Below are 16,290 nucleotides of genomic sequence, written 5' to 3' on the forward strand. Positions count from 1 at the left end.
AATTTTGAAAAATGGCAAAAGAAGTAAGTAAAGTAGTAAAACTCCAGGTAAAAGGTGGTGCAGCAAACCCATCTCCGCCAGTTGGACCTGCTTTAGGTGCTGCTGGGGTAAATATCATGGAATTCTGTAAGCAATTCAATGGTAGGACTCAAGATAAAGGTGGGAAAATCCTTCCTGTAGAAATTACAGTATACAAGGATAAATCCTTTGATTTTGTAATTAAAACACCACCTGCAGCAGTTCAATTGATGGAAGCATCAAAAATAAAGAAAGGATCTGGCGAGCCTAATAGTAAAAAAGTTGGTACCGTATCATGGGATCAGGTGAAAGCTATAGCTGAAGATAAAATGCAAGATTTGAATGCATTTTCTATGGAATCTGCTATGAAAATGGTAGCTGGTACAGCCAGATCTATGGGAATAACTGTAAAAGGTAATGCACCATTTTAACAAAACGAAATTAACATGGCAAAAATAACTAAAAAGCAAAAAGAAGCGCAAAGTAAAGTGGATGAGTCTAGAACTTATTCAGTAGCTGATGCCTCTGCTTTATTGAAAGATATGGCTTACGCTAATTTCGACGAATCTGTTGATTTAGCTGTAAGACTAAATGTAGATCCTAGAAAAGCTAACCAAATGGTTCGTGGAGTGGTCAAACTTCCTCACGGAACTGGTAAAGATGTAAAAGTTTTGGCATTAGTCACTCCAGATAAAGCGAAAGAAGCTGAAGATGCTGGTGCTGATTATGTAGGATTGGACGAATACCTTGATAAAATCAAAGGTGGATGGACCGATGTTGATGTTATCGTAACTATGCCTAGTGTAATGGGTAAATTAGGTCCTTTAGGACGAGTATTAGGCCCAAGAGGTTTGATGCCTAATCCAAAGACTGGTACAGTAACTATGGACATCGCCAAAGCAGTTTCAGAAGTGAAAGCTGGTAAAATCGACTTTAAAGTTGATAAAACTGGTATAGTTCATGCTGCTGTAGGTAAAGTATCCTTTGATGCAGAAAAAATTGCTGGAAATGCAAGAGAATTACTAACTACGCTCGTCAAACTTAAACCTCAAGTAGTGAAAGGTATTTATATAAAAAGTATCTACATCGCTTCTACAATGAGTCCAAGTATTGAAATCGATACGAAACGATTTACCGAGTAATAATATTAAGTTATGACAAGAGAAGAGAAATCTACAGTAATAAAAGATTTAACTACTAAGTTAGCAGATTCATCGAATGTATACCTAGCAGACATTTCAGGGTTGAACGCAACATTAACATCAGACCTAAGACGTGCTTGTTATAGAGCAGACGTTAAGTTGATGGTAGTTAAGAATACTCTCCTAGCTAAGGCTATGGAAAGTTCAGATAAGGAATTTGGAGAGCTTACAGGTATTCTGAAAGGAAGTACTTCAATTATGCTTTCTGAAACAGGAAACGCTCCTGCTAAAGTGATTAAAACCTTTAGAAAGAAAAATGAGAAGCCAGTTTTAAAAGGCGCCTATGTTGCAGAGTCAGTTTATGTTGGCGATGAATACCTAGATGCTCTTGTAGATATTAAATCTAAAGACGAAGTGATTGGTGATATCATTGGATTGTTACAATCTCCAGCTATAAACGTTATTTCAGCGCTTAAATCTAGTGGAGGTAAACTGGCAGGTATCCTAAAAACCCTTTCAGAAAAAGAAGAATAAACACGCACTAATTACTAAATATTAAATTACACTAAAACGATAGAAAATGGCAGAATTAAAAGATTTCGCAGAACAATTAGTTAATCTTACTGTAAAAGAAGTAAATGAATTAGCTGATATTTTAAAAGATGAATATGGTATAGAACCTGCTGCTGCTCCAGTAGTTGTTGGTGGCGGTGCTGCTGGCGCTGAAGAAGTTGAGGAGCAAACAGAATTTGATGTCATATTAAAAGCTCCAGGTGGATCTAAATTAGCGGTTGTTAAACTTGTTAAAGAATTGACAGGTTTAGGTCTTAAAGATGCTAAAGGATTAGTAGATAGTGCACCAGCTCCAGTTAAAGAAGCTGTTTCTAAAGACGAAGCAGAAGCATTGAAAGCACAATTAGAAGAAGCAGGTGCTGAAGTTGAGCTTAAGTAAGCCTAACAATATTTTTAACAATAGGTTTAGACCACAAGATTTAGTCATCTTGTGGGCCTAAACCATTTTGCGTATCTATACGCGACGTGTTTATTTTACTTTTTATAAGTTAATATTGCTGATGAATTTTATAAAATTCAAAGCATTAAAATCTTCCTTAGATGTTAGCAATTCATAATGAAAGAATTAGTTTTTCTTCCGTACAAAACAAGCCAGATTATCCAGATTTTCTGGATATCCAAGTTAAATCTTTTCAAGATTTTTTTCAGCTTGAAACTAAACCAGAAGAAAGATCCAACGAAGGCTTATATAATACCTTCAAAGAAAATTTCCCAATTACAGATACGAGAAATCAATTTGTACTTGAATTTTTAGATTACTTTGTAGATCCTCCAAGATATTCGATACAAGAATGTATTGAAAGAGGTCTTACTTACAGTGTGCCTTTAAAGGCGAGATTAAAACTTTACTGTACTGATCCAGAACACGAGGATTTTGAAACGATTGTACAGGACGTCTATTTAGGGACTATTCCCTATATGACACCCAGTGGTACGTTTGTGATTAATGGAGCAGAGCGTGTTGTTGTTTCACAATTACACAGATCACCAGGTGTATTTTTTGGTCAGTCTTTCCATGCTAACGGAACTAAGCTATATTCCGCTAGAGTTATTCCTTTTAAAGGATCGTGGATTGAATTTGCGACTGATATAAATTCTGTGATGTATGCCTACATCGACAGGAAAAAGAAATTACCTGTTACTACACTTTTTAGAGCTATAGGTTTTGAAAGGGATAAAGATATTTTAGAAATATTTGATCTTGCTGAAGAAGTCAAAGTTTCAAAAACAGGTCTTAAAAAATACCTTGGTAGAAAATTAGCTGCAAGGGTTTTAAATACATGGTATGAAGATTTCGTAGATGAAGATACAGGAGAGGTAGTGTCGATTGAAAGAAATGAAATCGTACTCGACCGTGATACCGTTTTAGAAAAAGACCATATTGAAGAGATTTTAGAAACGGGTTCAAAAACGATCTTACTTCACAAAGAAGAGAATTTGACCGGTGACTATGCCATCATATACAATACATTACAAAAAGATCCTACTAACTCTGAAAAAGAAGCAGTAGAGCATATTTATAGACAACTTCGTAATGCTGAGCCGCCTGATGAAGAAACAGCTAGAGGTATTATTGATAAGTTGTTTTTCTCAGATCAACGTTACAACTTAGGTGAAGTTGGTCGTTATAGAATGAATAAAAAGCTAGGTCTTAATATCAGTATGGACAGTAAGGTCCTTACAAAATTAGATATTATTACCATCATCAAGTATCTAATAGAACTTGTTAATTCCAAAGCTGAAGTTGACGATATTGACCACCTTTCTAACCGTCGTGTAAGAACAGTTGGTGAGCAATTGTCTCAACAATTTGGTGTTGGTTTAGCTAGGATGGCAAGAACCATTAGAGAGAGAATGAATGTTAGAGATAATGAAGTCTTTACACCAATTGACTTGATTAATGCGAAGACATTGTCATCTGTCATCAATTCTTTCTTTGGAACAAATCAGTTGTCTCAGTTTATGGATCAAACCAATCCATTGGCTGAATTAACTAATAAACGTAGGCTTTCTGCTTTAGGACCTGGAGGTTTATCTAGAGAAAGAGCTGGGTTTGAGGTTCGTGATGTTCACTATACTCACTACGGAAGGCTTTGCCCTATTGAAACTCCTGAAGGCCCAAACATTGGTTTGATTTCTTCAATGTCAGTTTATGGAAAAGTGAACAGTATGGGATTTATCGAAACTCCATACCGTAAGGTTGAAAATGGAAAAATTGATTTTAAATCAGATCCTTTATACCTTTCAGCAGAAGAGGAAGAAAATAAATTGATTGCGCAGGCCAATATCCCTATTTCAGAAGATGGAGCTATCACTTCAGAACGTGTTATTGCACGAATGGAAGGTGACTTCCCTGTTGTAGATCCAAAAGATGTGGATTATATTGATGTTGCACCTAACCAGATTTCATCGATCTCTGCTTCATTAATTCCATTTCTGGAACACGATGATGCCAACCGAGCTTTGATGGGATCTAACATGATGCGTCAAGCACTTCCATTATTGAGAGTAGATGCTCCTATCGTAGGAACAGGACTTGAAAGAAGAGTTGCTCAAGATTCAAGAGTCTTGATCAATGCCGAAGGTGAAGGGCGTGTTCAGTATGTTGATGCTAGAAAAATCATCATAGATTACGACAGAACTGAAAATGAAAGACTTGTTAGTTTTGACGAAGATCACAAAACTTATAATCTGATTAAATTCAGAAAAACAAACCAAGGTTCTACGATTAACCTAAAACCTATCGTTCGCGTTGGTGATAGAGTTACTAAAGGACAAGTTCTTTGTGAAGGTTATGCAACAGATAATGGAGAGCTAGCTTTAGGTAGAAATATGAAAGTGGCATTTATGCCATGGAAAGGCTATAACTTTGAGGATGCTATTGTAATTTCTGAGCGTGTGGTTAAAGATGATATTTTAACTTCAGTTCATATCGATGAGTATTCTTTAGAAGTGAGAGATACCAAGCTTGGTAATGAAGAATTGACCAGCGATATTCCAAACGTTTCTGAAGAAGCGACTAAAGATTTGGATGAGCATGGTATGATAAGAATAGGTGCAGAAATTAAGCCTGGAGATATCCTCATCGGTAAGATCACACCAAAAGGTGAAAGCGATCCTACTCCTGAAGAGAAATTACTGAGAGCTATATTTGGAGACAAAGCTGGCGATGTAAAAGATGCTTCTTTAAAAGCTTCTCCTTCACTTAACGGTGTCGTTATTGACAAAAAATTGTTTACTCGAGCTGTTAAAGATAAGCGTAAGCGTGCTCAGGATAAACAAGAGATTGATGCTTTGGAAGGAAATTTCCAAATTAAATTTGAAGATCTAAGAAACCGTTTGATAGATAAGTTATTCGGAATTGTAGGAGGAAAAACTGCTCAAGGTGTACAAAATGATTTAGGGGAAGATACTCTGCCAAAAGGTAAGAAGTATACGTTGAAGATGTTGAATTCTGTGGAAGATTTCAGTCACTTAACTAAAGGGACTTGGACTACAGATAAAGGCACCAATGCTTTAGTAGCAGATCTACTGCACAACTATAAAATCAAGCAAAACGACCTTCAAGGAAACCTTAGAAGAGAGAAGTTTACTATAACAGTTGGAGATGAACTTCCATCTGGTATTCTAAAACTCGCTAAAATTTACGTAGCTAAGAAGCGTAAATTGAAAGTAGGTGATAAGATGGCTGGTCGTCACGGAAACAAAGGTATTGTCGCTAAAATCGTAAGAGAAGAGGATATGCCATTTTTGGACGATGGAACTCCTGTAGATATCGTATTGAATCCATTGGGCGTACCATCGCGTATGAACATTGGACAGATCTACGAAACTGTACTAGGTTGGGCTGGACAAAAATTAGGTAAGAAATTTGCAACTCCAATTTTTGATGGAGCCACTTTAGACCAAATTAATGAATTGACCGACGAAGCTGGAATTCCAAGATTTGGACATACGTATCTTTTTGATGGTGGAACTGGTGAGCGTTTTGATCAACCTGCAACTGTAGGTGTGATTTATATGCTGAAACTAGGTCATATGATTGAAGATAAAATGCACGCTAGATCTATAGGACCTTATTCTTTAATCACACAGCAACCTCTAGGTGGTAAAGCACAATTTGGTGGACAGCGTTTTGGTGAGATGGAAGTTTGGGCTTTAGAAGCTTACGGAGCGTCTGCCACATTAAGAGAAATTTTGACTGTAAAATCTGATGATGTTGTCGGTAGAGCCAAAACTTACGAAGCAATCGTAAAAGGTGAACCAATGCCAGAGCCAGGATTACCAGAATCTTTCAATGTATTGATGCACGAATTGAAAGGTCTAGGACTAGATATCAGATTAGAAGAGTAATAACAATCCCACCTAAGGGTGGGGTTGATTATCACATTATATTTCAATAATTCTTTAGCACTTGTATTATGACAAGAAATAATGATAAGAATACACAAAAGAGATTTAATAAAATCTCTATAGGTTTATCTTCTCCAGAGAGAATTCTAGGTGAATCTCGAGGTGAAGTTTTAAAACCTGAAACTATTAACTACAGAACACACAAGCCGGAAAGAGATGGATTGTTTTGTGAACGAATTTTTGGCCCTGTCAAAGATTATGAATGTGCTTGTGGAAAATACAAAAGAATACGCTACAAAGGAATTGTTTGCGACCGTTGTGGAGTTGAAGTAACCGAAAAGAAAGTAAGAAGAGACCGTGTTGGACATATCAACTTAGTCGTTCCTGTTGCTCATATTTGGTACTTTAGATCGTTACCTAATAAAATAGGTTACCTTCTTGGGATTCCTTCCAAGAAACTGGACATGATTATTTACTACGAGCGTTATGTAGTCGTTCAGCCAGGGGATGCTAAAAATGAAGAGGGAGAGTCACTCAAAAAAATGGATTTCTTAACGGAAGAAGAATATTTGAATATTCTTGAAAAAATTCCACAAGAGAACCAATATTTAGACGACGACGATCCAAACAAATTCATCGCCAAAATGGGTGCTGAGTGTCTTTTGGAAATTTTAAAGCGCTTAGATCTTAATGAACTGTCTTACGACCTAAGACATAAAGCTAACAATGAAACTTCTAAGCAAAGAAAAACTGAAGCTTTAAAGCGTCTACAAGTTGTTGAAGCTTTAAGAGATTCTACAAAAAATAGAGAGAATAATCCTGAGTGGATGATCATGAAAGTGATCCCTGTAACTCCACCAGAATTAAGACCACTTGTGCCACTTGATGGTGGACGTTTTGCGACCTCAGATTTAAATGACTTATACCGTAGAGTGATTATTAGAAACAATCGTTTAAAGCGATTGATGGAAATAAAGGCTCCTGAAGTTATTTTGAGAAACGAAAAGCGTATGCTGCAGGAATCTGTAGATTCTTTGTTTGATAATACAAGGAAATCTTCAGCGGTTAAAACTGATTCTAACAGACCTCTGAAATCGCTTTCAGATTCTTTAAAAGGAAAGCAAGGACGTTTCAGACAAAACTTACTTGGTAAACGTGTGGATTATTCAGCACGTTCGGTTATTGTTGTTGGTCCTGAAATGAAAATGTTTGAATGTGGATTGCCAAAAGATATGGCTGCAGAACTTTACAAGCCCTTTGTTATCAGAAAACTGATTGAAAGAGGAATTGTTAAGACTGTAAAATCGGCTAAGAAAATAATTGACAAAAAAGAACCAGTAGTTTGGGATATCCTTGAAAATGTACTTAAGGGTCATCCTGTATTGCTTAACCGTGCGCCAACGCTTCACAGGCTTGGTATACAAGCTTTTCAACCTAAGTTGATTGAAGGTAAGGCGATACAACTGCACCCATTGGTTTGTACTGCATTTAATGCCGATTTTGATGGTGATCAAATGGCGGTTCATTTACCACTTGGTCCAGAAGCTATTTTGGAAGCTCAACTTTTAATGTTGGCCTCTCATAGTATTTTGAATCCTGCAAATGGTTCTCCTATTACTGTTCCTTCTCAGGATATGGTACTTGGATTATACTATATGACTAAGCCAAGATCTTCTACTCCAGAACATAAAGTGAAAGGAGAAGGCCTTAGGTTTTATTCTGATGAAGAAGTTAACATTGCTTACAATGAAAAGCAAGTTGAATTAAATGCATTAATTACAATTAGAACTAACGATGTTGATGAAAATGGAGATATCGTTAAGAAAAATATAGAAACGACAGTAGGACGGGTCTTGTTTAACCAAACTATCCCTGATAGTGTAGGTTTTATCAACGATGTAATGACGAAGAAAGCATTACGTGATGTTATAGCGAGAGTGCTTAAGAAAACATCTGTTCCTGAAACTGCTGAATTCTTAGATGAAATTAAAAGTCTAGGGTACAATTTCGCCTTTAAAGGTGGATTGTCTTTCTCTCTTGGTGATATTATTATCCCAGCAGAAAAGCAATCTATGATTGATGATGCAAATGAGCAAGTAGAAGGTGTTATAGGAAACTATAACATGGGTCTTATCACAAACAATGAACGTTACAACCAAGTTATTGATATATGGACTGCTACCAATGCAAATCTAACAGAACTCGCGATGAAGCGTATCCGTGAAGATCAGCAAGGTTTCAACTCTGTATATATGATGCTTGATTCTGGTGCAAGGGGTTCTAAGGAGCAAATTCGCCAGTTAACAGGTATGCGTGGTTTGATGGCTAAGCCTAAAAAATCTACATCTGCAGGTGGAGAAATTATTGAAAATCCTATTTTATCTAACTTTAAAGAAGGTCTTTCAATTTTAGAATACTTTATCTCTACTCACGGTGCTCGTAAAGGTCTTGCCGATACGGCTCTTAAAACTGCCGATGCTGGTTACTTAACCCGTAGACTGGTAGATGTTTCTCAAGATGTAATTGTAAGAGAAGAAGACTGTGGAACCTTAAGAGGTATTGAAGTCTTTGCATTGAAGAAAAATGATGAAGTTGTAGAAAGTTTAGGAGAACGTATCGTTGGTAGAACGGCTCTGAACGATATTATAGATCCTATTTCTCAAGATTTACTTGTAGAGTCTGGAGATGAAATCCATGAAGATGCTGCAGATAAAATTGAAGTCTCTGCTTTAAACTCAGTTGAAGTTCGCTCTCCATTAACTTGTGAGGCTAAACAAGGAATTTGTGTGAAGTGTTATGGTAGAAACCTTTCAACCAATAAGACAGTCCAGCGAGGTGAAGCTGTAGGAGTTGTCGCTGCCCAATCTATAGGTGAGCCAGGTACTCAGTTAACCCTAAGAACTTTCCACGTTGGAGGTATTGCAGGTAACATTTCAGAAGAAAACAAATTGGAATCTAAGTTTGATGGTGTTGCAGAAATTGAAGACTTAAAAACAGTTGAAGGAAAAAATAACGATGGCAAGAAAACAGACATTGTTATTTCAAGAACTTCAGAAATAAAAGTCATCGATAAAAAATCTGGAATTGCTTTAAGTACAAATGTTATCCCTTATGGTTCTGAACTTCTGGTAAGTCCTGGAGATAAAATCAAAAAAGGAGATGTTATTTGTAAATGGGATCCTTATAATGGTGTAATTATTTCAGAATTCTCTGGTAAAATTGAATTTGAAAATATCACTCAAGGTCAGACTTTCGATGTTGAAAGTGATGAGCAAACTGGTTTCCAAGAAAAAGTAATTATTGAATCTAAGAATAAGCGTAAGATTCCTACACTTCACATCAAAAATAGCGGTGGTGAAATTATGAGATCTTATAACTTACCTGTTGGAGCTCACTTAATGGTGGATGATGACGAAGAAATCAAAATCGGAAAGATCTTGGTTAAAATTCCTAGAAAATCATCAAAAACTGGTGATATTACGGGGGGTCTTCCAAGACTAACAGAATTGTTTGAAGCAAGAAATCCTTCAAATCCTGCTGTAGTAAGTGAAATTGATGGTGTTGTTTCTTTTGGAAAAATTAAAAGAGGTAACCGTGAAATTATCATAGAGTCTAAACTTGGTGTGATTAAAAAATACTTGGTTAAACTTTCTAATCAGATCTTAGTACAAGAAAATGATTATGTAAAAGCAGGTATGCCATTATCCGATGGTTCTGTTACTCCAGAAGATATCTTGAAAATCAAAGGTCCTAGCGCTGTGCAACAATACCTAGTGAACGAGGTGCAGGAGGTCTATAGATTACAAGGAGTGCAGATCAACGATAAACACTTTGAAGTTGTTGTAAGACAGATGATGAGAAAAGTTAGGATTCAAGACTCTGGAGATACGATATTCTTAGAAAACCAATTGGTGCATAAAGAAGACTTTATCGAAGAGAACGATAACATTTTTGGTAAGAAAATTATAGAGGAGGCAGGTGACAGTGTGAACTTAAAACCTGGTCAAATTGTCACGATCCGTGAATTAAGAGATGAAAATTCTATCTTGAAACGCGAGGATAAGCAATTGGTTACTGCGCGAGACGCAGAGTCTGCTACTGCCGCTCCAATCTTACAAGGAATTACAAGAGCATCTCTACAAACCAAATCATTCATTTCGGCTGCTTCTTTCCAAGAAACAACCAAAGTATTAAACGAAGCTGCTGTAAGTGGAAAAGTAGATTACTTAGAAGGATTGAAAGAAAATGTAATTGTAGGACATAGAATTCCTGCAGGTACAGGTTTAAGAGAGTTTGACGACATCATAGTTGGTTCTAAAGAAGAATTGGCTAATATGATGGAGAAAAAACAACAAGTAAATGTAAACTTTAATTAATCATGAGCGATCAAAACGATAAGAAACAACAGAAGCTCAATATACAGATAGACGACGATGTCGCTCAGGGTATATATAGTAACTTGGCGATTATCAATCATTCTCAAACTGAGTTTGTACTGGATTTTGTAAACATAATGCCTGGATCTCCTAAGAATAAAGTGAGATCGAGAATTATACTTACACCACAACATGCTAAGCGTTTGATGAGGGCATTGAGTGATAACATCAATCGTTTTGAAAAAAGTCAGGGTTCGATTAAAGAACAAGATAAAACCAATATTCCTTTGAATTTTGGTGGACCTACTGGTGAAGCTTAATTTACATTGTAGATCTTTAAAAAAATCCCCTCAAACATTAGCTTGAGGGGATTTTTATTTGAATAAAATCTGATAGGTGGTTATTCAGCTTTGTAAGCTTTCAAATTCAAAGCAATTTTTACTCAATCGTTAATAAATATATCACCTAAACTCTCAATAAAAGATTTAGACATAAATATTTCTCATTCTGTTTTGTCTCAGACCAATGTCCTCTGATGTCAAAATCAACGAATCATCACCTTCGTTCATAGAGACTTGAACAGTGAAAATGATGTTTATAGAGGTTTCCTTCAAGTTTCAATTCCAAGATAACAGAGTCAGCCTATCTTTATTTTCTACACTGTTAATTTCAAAATTCGCTTCAGGATATTTATTCACGTTATAGAAGTGATCTTCTTTATCATTTGTATATCCTTTTAAGTGATTTTCTCACTAGCATCCGAAAGTTTTTAGAAAGAAGTAAGAAACATGTTTCTACCCCAATGTTTACATTAAAAAGCTCACTTTACCCAGAAAATAAGTCCCTCTCTAACACTAATACTTTTTGTGGTGAAATTGTCACTTTACGAACACCTTCTCTGACTTCATTGCACACATAGTCTAGTGATAAGTAGTGATATAAGCAAAATCTCACTTTTTCTGACAAATTAGAAAAAGCAACTGCTTTTTTGGAAATAGTTCGCTTTATAAGCTCTAAAAGTAGATAATTTATCAGCGCTACATATATTTGCGATTTTACTGCATTCTCACTGGTTCCCCAGAAGGTTTTTACTTGTAGGTTTTGTTTTAAAGCTTTAAAAAACAATTCAATATCCCAACGTTTCTTATATAATGCTGCAATGGTATTGTATTCCCAATCAAGTTGGTTGGTAATAATGGCAATTACTTTGTTTTCATCTTCTTTATAAACATGTACCAATCTTAGTTTATGCTTTGAAATACCCGTTTCTATCGCCCTACCTGATGTAAGTTGTATTATTTCATCTTTAAGAATATGTTGGTCAACATCATCAGCAAGCTCCAGCTCCTCTATCGTTTCATACAAAGTGTTGGACTTAATTCTAGTAACAAATACATTTTCTGCTTTTATTCTATTGAGCATTAATTCAAAATCGAAATAAGCTCTGTCTTCAACTATAATAGTGTCTTTAGGGAAAATCAGTTGCTTTAATCCATATCTGTCATGAACCTTTGCTTCTGTTATATTTACTACATCAGGTATCATTAAATTATAATCCCAGCTAGTGTGCAATTTAATACCTCCTTTAGCTGTCCGAAACTCTGCCCAATCAAACATAGCCAGACACAAGGAAATCGTTGAGCTATCTATTAGTTTAACTACCTTGCCCTTAATCTCTTCTATAATATGGGTGTTATGATGCTGTTTTAGCACCGATTTATAGTGACTTAATAAACGATAATACAAGCTCTCAAACACCTGCCAGTCACGCTTTTTATTGCCATCGCTCATTGTAGAACGAGCAGGGCTTTGGGTTAAACCTAAGTCGCTTATAAAAATCTCGCTAACTCCAATTCCTGCTGATATATCATTGAGGCTCTGGCACTTATTAAGCTGTCCGAAAGTTAAAGCAACAAACTGGTCGTAAGTTCTATACTTATGAACACCTTTATCTGTTTTGTAGGTATTGGTGCAACTTCTAAATAACCAATGGGGTACTAAATCTAAAATTTGTCGAATGACTGGTTTATTGTTATTTTTGTTTCGCCTGAAGAGTCCCATATTTGAAAAGTTTTTGGTAGAACTCAAAAATACGTGATTCTGAGGGCTTTTTAAAATCCCGACTTTCGGATGCTAGTGTGATTTTCTATATCTTTCTTTTCTTGACTTTTAAGATAAAGTACACTTTATACCAAATTATACCAATTTAGTTATTAAATGCCGTATTAAAAGCCGTATTAAAAGCCTTTAGAAAATGATGGTTTCCTGTTATAGATTTAATGGTTTCAGGTTTCATTTCGCAGACCATTTCGCTTAGCCATTCTTTTAAACTTTTCATCGATTCGAATCTTTGATTCTTAAATCGATTTTTAATGTATTGCCATACTTGTTCGCATGGGTTTAGTTCAGGATTGTATGGGGGTATTCTTAACAAGACTATATTTTGTGGCACCTCTATATTTTTTGTAGAATGAAACCCTGCATTATCAATCACTACAATTTTATATTCCTTTGGATTATGTGTTGAAAATTCCCGCAGATAGGCTTGAAATATGTTAGTACTTACACCATTTATTTCCCAAACAAAAGAGTCTCCGTTTATTGGAGAGTAACTACCATATAGATAGGTCGTTTTATAAATCTGTTGATAGGTCACTATTGGCTTTACACCGCTAGCAGTTATGTATTTTCCAAGATGATTCATCATTCCAAATCGAGCTTCATCTTGAAAGTATAAATTAACAGAGTCGTAACTATCTTTATTAAGACTAATTCTAATGTTATCTAGCGTATTAGGGAGTTTTTAAAAAAGCTTTTTCAGCCTCTACATCTTTTTTGTAGTGAGATTTCCTAGGAGTCTTGGGTTTTGTTTTAAAATGTTGAATCAAATACTCACGGATCCGTTGGTACTTAACAACTACGCCATACTCTTGTTCTACCCAATTTTGAGCATCCCAGTATCCCAAAAAAGGATTATTTGGGTCATGTACTCTTTGGGATAAACCCTTATGTATTTGTGGTGTAATAATTTTAGACGTTTTATTTTTAGGCTTATCAGTTAACATCATCTCAACCCCACCAGCATTGTAGTTCACAATCCACCTTTCTAGGGTTCTGATATGAATCCCTAAAAAATCAGCTAATTCTTGTCGGGTTTCAAATTTGCCAGACTTAATGGCTAGCAAACTCTTTAAACGTTTTTCTGCTTTTAAGGTTTTCTGTTTTAACAAGAGTTTGTTTAGCTCCGAATCTGATTCCTTGATCTCTAAAATTGCTTTTCTTCCCATTCATAAATATACTAAAAATATACGGCAATACAAAACATATTTGGTATTAGACCTATAATGACGCAATAAATCGTTTCTTTTTCGCCTGCTTTTTATCAAAAATAATTACCGTAGCTAAGGCTATGCTAGTTATTTTTGATTTCAATCAATCAATTAAAAAATAATTCAATTTATTCATACGGCATTATAAATATAATTTGGTATTAGACCTATAATGACGCAATAAATCGTTTCTTTTCCGCCTGCTTTTCATCAAAAATAATTACCGTAGCTTAGGCTATGCTAGTTATTTTTGATTTCAATCAGTCAAAAAACCTGTGCTGAGCTATGTCGTAGTATAATTCAATTTATTCATACGGCATTATAAATATAATTTGGTATTAGTCGTTATATCAATAGTAATATATCCACCCTGAAGTTCTCCTGTATTTACTTTCAACCTGCTTTCAGATAAATAAACTTGACCGTTGTATTGTTCAGCTGGTTTTGAACCTGTCCAATTAATTTTAGATTGCTCTAAATTGACATTATATGTTGAAGCTAAATCAGAAGTTACTATGGTTTCCTTGACAACAGAAGTTTCAGTTTTTATCGCTTTTACAAATTGTCACTACAGCGATTAATAATGCAAAAAGAGAATTAATTACTTTTCTATTTTTAGATTTAAAAATTAATATCTAAAAATAGTCCAGAGTAGAACACTGTCATTATGGCATTAGAACACAATTGGCAATACATTTGCCATAACATACGTAAATTTATAATCGATGAGTGAAAATAAATCAAACAAAGACGATATAGAATCAACACAAAATGATGTTGATGTCAATTCAGAAGTGGAAACTTCAGAAGTCCATGAACAACAAAGTGATGAAGTAGGGGATACTCCCGAAGTTGAGCTGTCAACAGAAGAGAGACTTCAGCAAGAGTTAGATGCTAAAGATGATAAGTACTTAAGACTTTTTGCTGAGTTTGAAAACTATAAGCGCCGAACTTCAAAGGAAAGAATGGAGTTGTTCAAAACAGCTAGTCAAGATGTGATGCAAGCTATGCTTCCCGTTCTTGATGATTTTGATCGTGCCTTACTCCAAATCAAAAAATCTGAAGATGAATCTCTTGTAGAAGGTATTGAGCTCATTAATACTAAACTAAGAGAAACTCTTATTCACAGGGGGCTTGAGGTGATGTCAATAAAAGAAGGTGATGCTTTTGATTCTGAATTACATGAAGCTATTACTCAAGTGCCTTCCCCAAGTGAAGACATGAAAGGTAAAATTATTGACGTAGTTGAAAAAGGATATACATTGGGTGATAAAATTATTAGATACCCTAAAGTAGTGACTGGAAAATAAAATTTTATGAAAGAAGATTATTACGACATACTAGGATTATCTAAAGGAGCTTCACAAATTGAAATTAAAAAAGCCTACCGAAAGATGGCTATTAAGTTTCATCCAGATAAAAATCCAGACAATAGCGAAGCTGAAGCCAAATTTAAAAAAGCGGCAGAGGCCTACGAAGTTTTAGGAAACGAAGAAAAAAGACAGAAGTACGACCAATTTGGTCATGGTGCTTTTGACGGTTCCCAAGGCTTTGGTGGAGGTGGAATGAACATGGATGACATCTTCAGTCAATTTGGAGACATTTTCGGCGGAGGATTTGGAGGTAGATCTCAAGAATTCTCTGGATTTGGAGGCGGTTTTGGCGGTAGACAACGTGCTAAAGGTGGAAACCTGAGGATACGCGTTAGTCTTACACTAGAAGAGGTCGCTAAGGGGGTAGATAAAAAGATGAAAGTCTCTAGAAAGAAAAAGCCAGAAGATACTACATTTAGGACCTGCTCAACATGCGGGGGTTCTGGTCAAGTCACCAGAGTGACAAATACCATTCTAGGAAGAATGCAAACGGCATCCGTATGTACAGCTTGTGCAGGTTCGGGCCAAATTATTGATAAAAAGGGTCAAGGCACAGATGCTCATGGTCTAAAAATGGTCGAAGAAGCGGTATCCATTAAAATTCCACCAGGAGTTGAAGATGGTATGCAACTGAAAGTTTCCAACAAAGGAAATGAACCTGTTGGAGATGGTATTCCTGGAGACCTTATTGTTCTTATAGAGGTTAAGGAGCACGAAAGTCTTCAACGTGATGGAGAAAACTTGCATTACGATCTCTACATCAGTTATCCTGAAGCTGCACTTGGGGCTAGCAAAGAAATTCAAACTGTAAATAGTAAAGTTAGGATTAAAGTAGAGCCAGGTGCGCAGAGTGGTAAAATCCTAAGATTAAGAAACAAAGGTCTGCCTAATTTAAACGGGTATAGCGTTGGTGATTTACTTGTGCATATTAATGTATGGACGCCACAAACCTTATCTAAAGAACAAAAAGAATATTTTGAAGAAAATTTAGGGGACTCAAACTTTGAACCTAATCCTGACCGAATGGATAAATCTTTCTTTGAAAAGGTAAAAGATATGTTCTCATAAGTTGGTTAACATTTAATTATATATATTTGAACATCGTTATTTTTTAGCGATGTTTTTT

The 16,290-nt window shown here is 35.7% G+C and carries 12 protein-coding genes; 9 read left to right on the forward strand and 3 right to left on the reverse strand.

The window, feature by feature from the left end; translation table 11 throughout:
- The first annotated feature begins 11 nt into the window (after positions 1 to 11).
- The 7 genes from rplK to P700755_RS11850 all read left to right on the forward strand — a co-directional run bounded on the left by rplK (position 12) and on the right by P700755_RS11850 (position 10,782).
- Positions 12 to 449, forward strand: coding sequence for a 50S ribosomal protein L11 (gene rplK, locus P700755_RS11820; RefSeq protein WP_015024894.1), 438 nt, complete (start codon positions 12 to 14; stop codon positions 447 to 449).
- Positions 450 to 464: 15 nt separating this feature from the next.
- Complete coding sequence (rplA, locus tag P700755_RS11825) at positions 465 to 1,160, forward strand: 50S ribosomal protein L1 (protein ID WP_015024895.1); 696 nt, start codon at positions 465 to 467, stop codon at positions 1,158 to 1,160.
- 12 nt (positions 1,161 to 1,172) lie between these two features.
- Positions 1,173 to 1,694, forward strand: a complete 522-nt coding sequence (gene rplJ, locus P700755_RS11830; RefSeq protein ID WP_015024896.1) for a 50S ribosomal protein L10 — start codon at positions 1,173 to 1,175, stop codon at positions 1,692 to 1,694.
- A 46-nt stretch (positions 1,695 to 1,740) separates the two neighbouring features.
- Positions 1,741 to 2,112, forward strand: coding sequence for a 50S ribosomal protein L7/L12 (gene rplL / locus P700755_RS11835; RefSeq protein ID WP_015024897.1), 372 nt, complete (start codon positions 1,741 to 1,743; stop codon positions 2,110 to 2,112).
- 161 nt (positions 2,113 to 2,273) lie between these two features.
- Positions 2,274 to 6,086, forward strand: a complete 3,813-nt coding sequence (rpoB, locus tag P700755_RS11840; protein ID WP_015024898.1) for a DNA-directed RNA polymerase subunit beta — start codon at positions 2,274 to 2,276, stop codon at positions 6,084 to 6,086.
- A 68-nt stretch (positions 6,087 to 6,154) separates the two neighbouring features.
- Entirely contained in the window at positions 6,155 to 10,462 is a 4,308-nt protein-coding gene (rpoC, locus tag P700755_RS11845; protein ID WP_015024899.1) for a DNA-directed RNA polymerase subunit beta', read from the forward strand.
- A 2-nt stretch (positions 10,463 to 10,464) separates the two neighbouring features.
- A complete protein-coding gene (locus P700755_RS11850) occupies positions 10,465 to 10,782 on the forward strand; it encodes a DUF3467 domain-containing protein (protein ID WP_015024900.1) in 318 nt (105 codons plus the stop codon).
- A 505-nt stretch (positions 10,783 to 11,287) separates the two neighbouring features.
- Here the strand turns inward: P700755_RS11850 and P700755_RS11855 are convergent.
- The 3 genes from P700755_RS11855 to P700755_RS11865 form a co-directional block, all read right to left on the reverse strand.
- A complete protein-coding gene (locus P700755_RS11855; RefSeq protein WP_015022770.1) occupies positions 11,288 to 12,523 on the reverse strand; it encodes an IS4-like element ISPto2 family transposase in 1,236 nt (411 codons plus the stop codon).
- 145 nt (positions 12,524 to 12,668) lie between these two features.
- Positions 12,669 to 13,241, reverse strand: a complete 573-nt coding sequence (locus P700755_RS11860) for an IS630 family transposase (RefSeq protein ID WP_083858505.1) — start codon at positions 13,239 to 13,241, stop codon at positions 12,669 to 12,671.
- A 13-nt stretch (positions 13,242 to 13,254) separates the two neighbouring features.
- Positions 13,255 to 13,749: a helix-turn-helix domain-containing protein gene (locus P700755_RS11865; RefSeq protein ID WP_015023771.1), complete on the reverse strand. Its 495-nt coding sequence runs from the start codon at positions 13,747 to 13,749 to the stop codon at positions 13,255 to 13,257.
- A 767-nt stretch (positions 13,750 to 14,516) separates the two neighbouring features.
- Between P700755_RS11865 and P700755_RS11870 the strand changes: the two genes are divergently transcribed.
- Complete coding sequence (locus P700755_RS11870; RefSeq protein ID WP_015024902.1) at positions 14,517 to 15,101, forward strand: nucleotide exchange factor GrpE; 585 nt, start codon at positions 14,517 to 14,519, stop codon at positions 15,099 to 15,101.
- A gap of 6 nt (positions 15,102 to 15,107) precedes the next feature.
- Positions 15,108 to 16,232 (forward strand): molecular chaperone DnaJ, encoded by a 1,125-nt coding sequence (dnaJ, locus tag P700755_RS11875; protein WP_015024903.1) that lies wholly within the window; start codon positions 15,108 to 15,110, stop codon positions 16,230 to 16,232.
- Positions 16,233 to 16,290: the final 58 nt, after the last annotated feature.

The sequence above is a fragment of the Psychroflexus torquis ATCC 700755 genome (assembly GCF_000153485.2).
Taxonomy (GTDB): domain Bacteria; phylum Bacteroidota; class Bacteroidia; order Flavobacteriales; family Flavobacteriaceae; genus Psychroflexus; species Psychroflexus torquis.

Excerpts from the sequence above, each read along its gene's own strand:
- rplK (WP_015024894.1), top strand. The coding sequence starts at position 12 with ATGGCAAAAGAAGTAAGTAAAGTAGTAAAACTCCAGGTAAAAGGTGGT.
- rplA (WP_015024895.1), top strand. The coding sequence starts at position 465 with ATGGCAAAAATAACTAAAAAGCAAAAAGAAGCGCAAAGTAAAGTGGAT.
- rplJ (WP_015024896.1), top strand. The coding sequence starts at position 1,173 with ATGACAAGAGAAGAGAAATCTACAGTAATAAAAGATTTAACTACTAAG.
- rplL (WP_015024897.1), top strand. The coding sequence starts at position 1,741 with ATGGCAGAATTAAAAGATTTCGCAGAACAATTAGTTAATCTTACTGTA.
- rpoB (WP_015024898.1), top strand. The coding sequence starts at position 2,274 with ATGTTAGCAATTCATAATGAAAGAATTAGTTTTTCTTCCGTACAAAAC.
- rpoC (WP_015024899.1), top strand. The coding sequence starts at position 6,155 with ATGACAAGAAATAATGATAAGAATACACAAAAGAGATTTAATAAAATC.
- P700755_RS11850 (WP_015024900.1), top strand. The coding sequence starts at position 10,465 with ATGAGCGATCAAAACGATAAGAAACAACAGAAGCTCAATATACAGATA.
- P700755_RS11855 (WP_015022770.1), bottom strand. The coding sequence starts at position 12,523 with ATGGGACTCTTCAGGCGAAACAAAAATAACAATAAACCAGTCATTCGA.
- P700755_RS11865 (WP_015023771.1), bottom strand. The coding sequence starts at position 13,749 with ATGGGAAGAAAAGCAATTTTAGAGATCAAGGAATCAGATTCGGAGCTA.
- P700755_RS11870 (WP_015024902.1), top strand. The coding sequence starts at position 14,517 with ATGAGTGAAAATAAATCAAACAAAGACGATATAGAATCAACACAAAAT.
- dnaJ (WP_015024903.1), top strand. The coding sequence starts at position 15,108 with ATGAAAGAAGATTATTACGACATACTAGGATTATCTAAAGGAGCTTCA.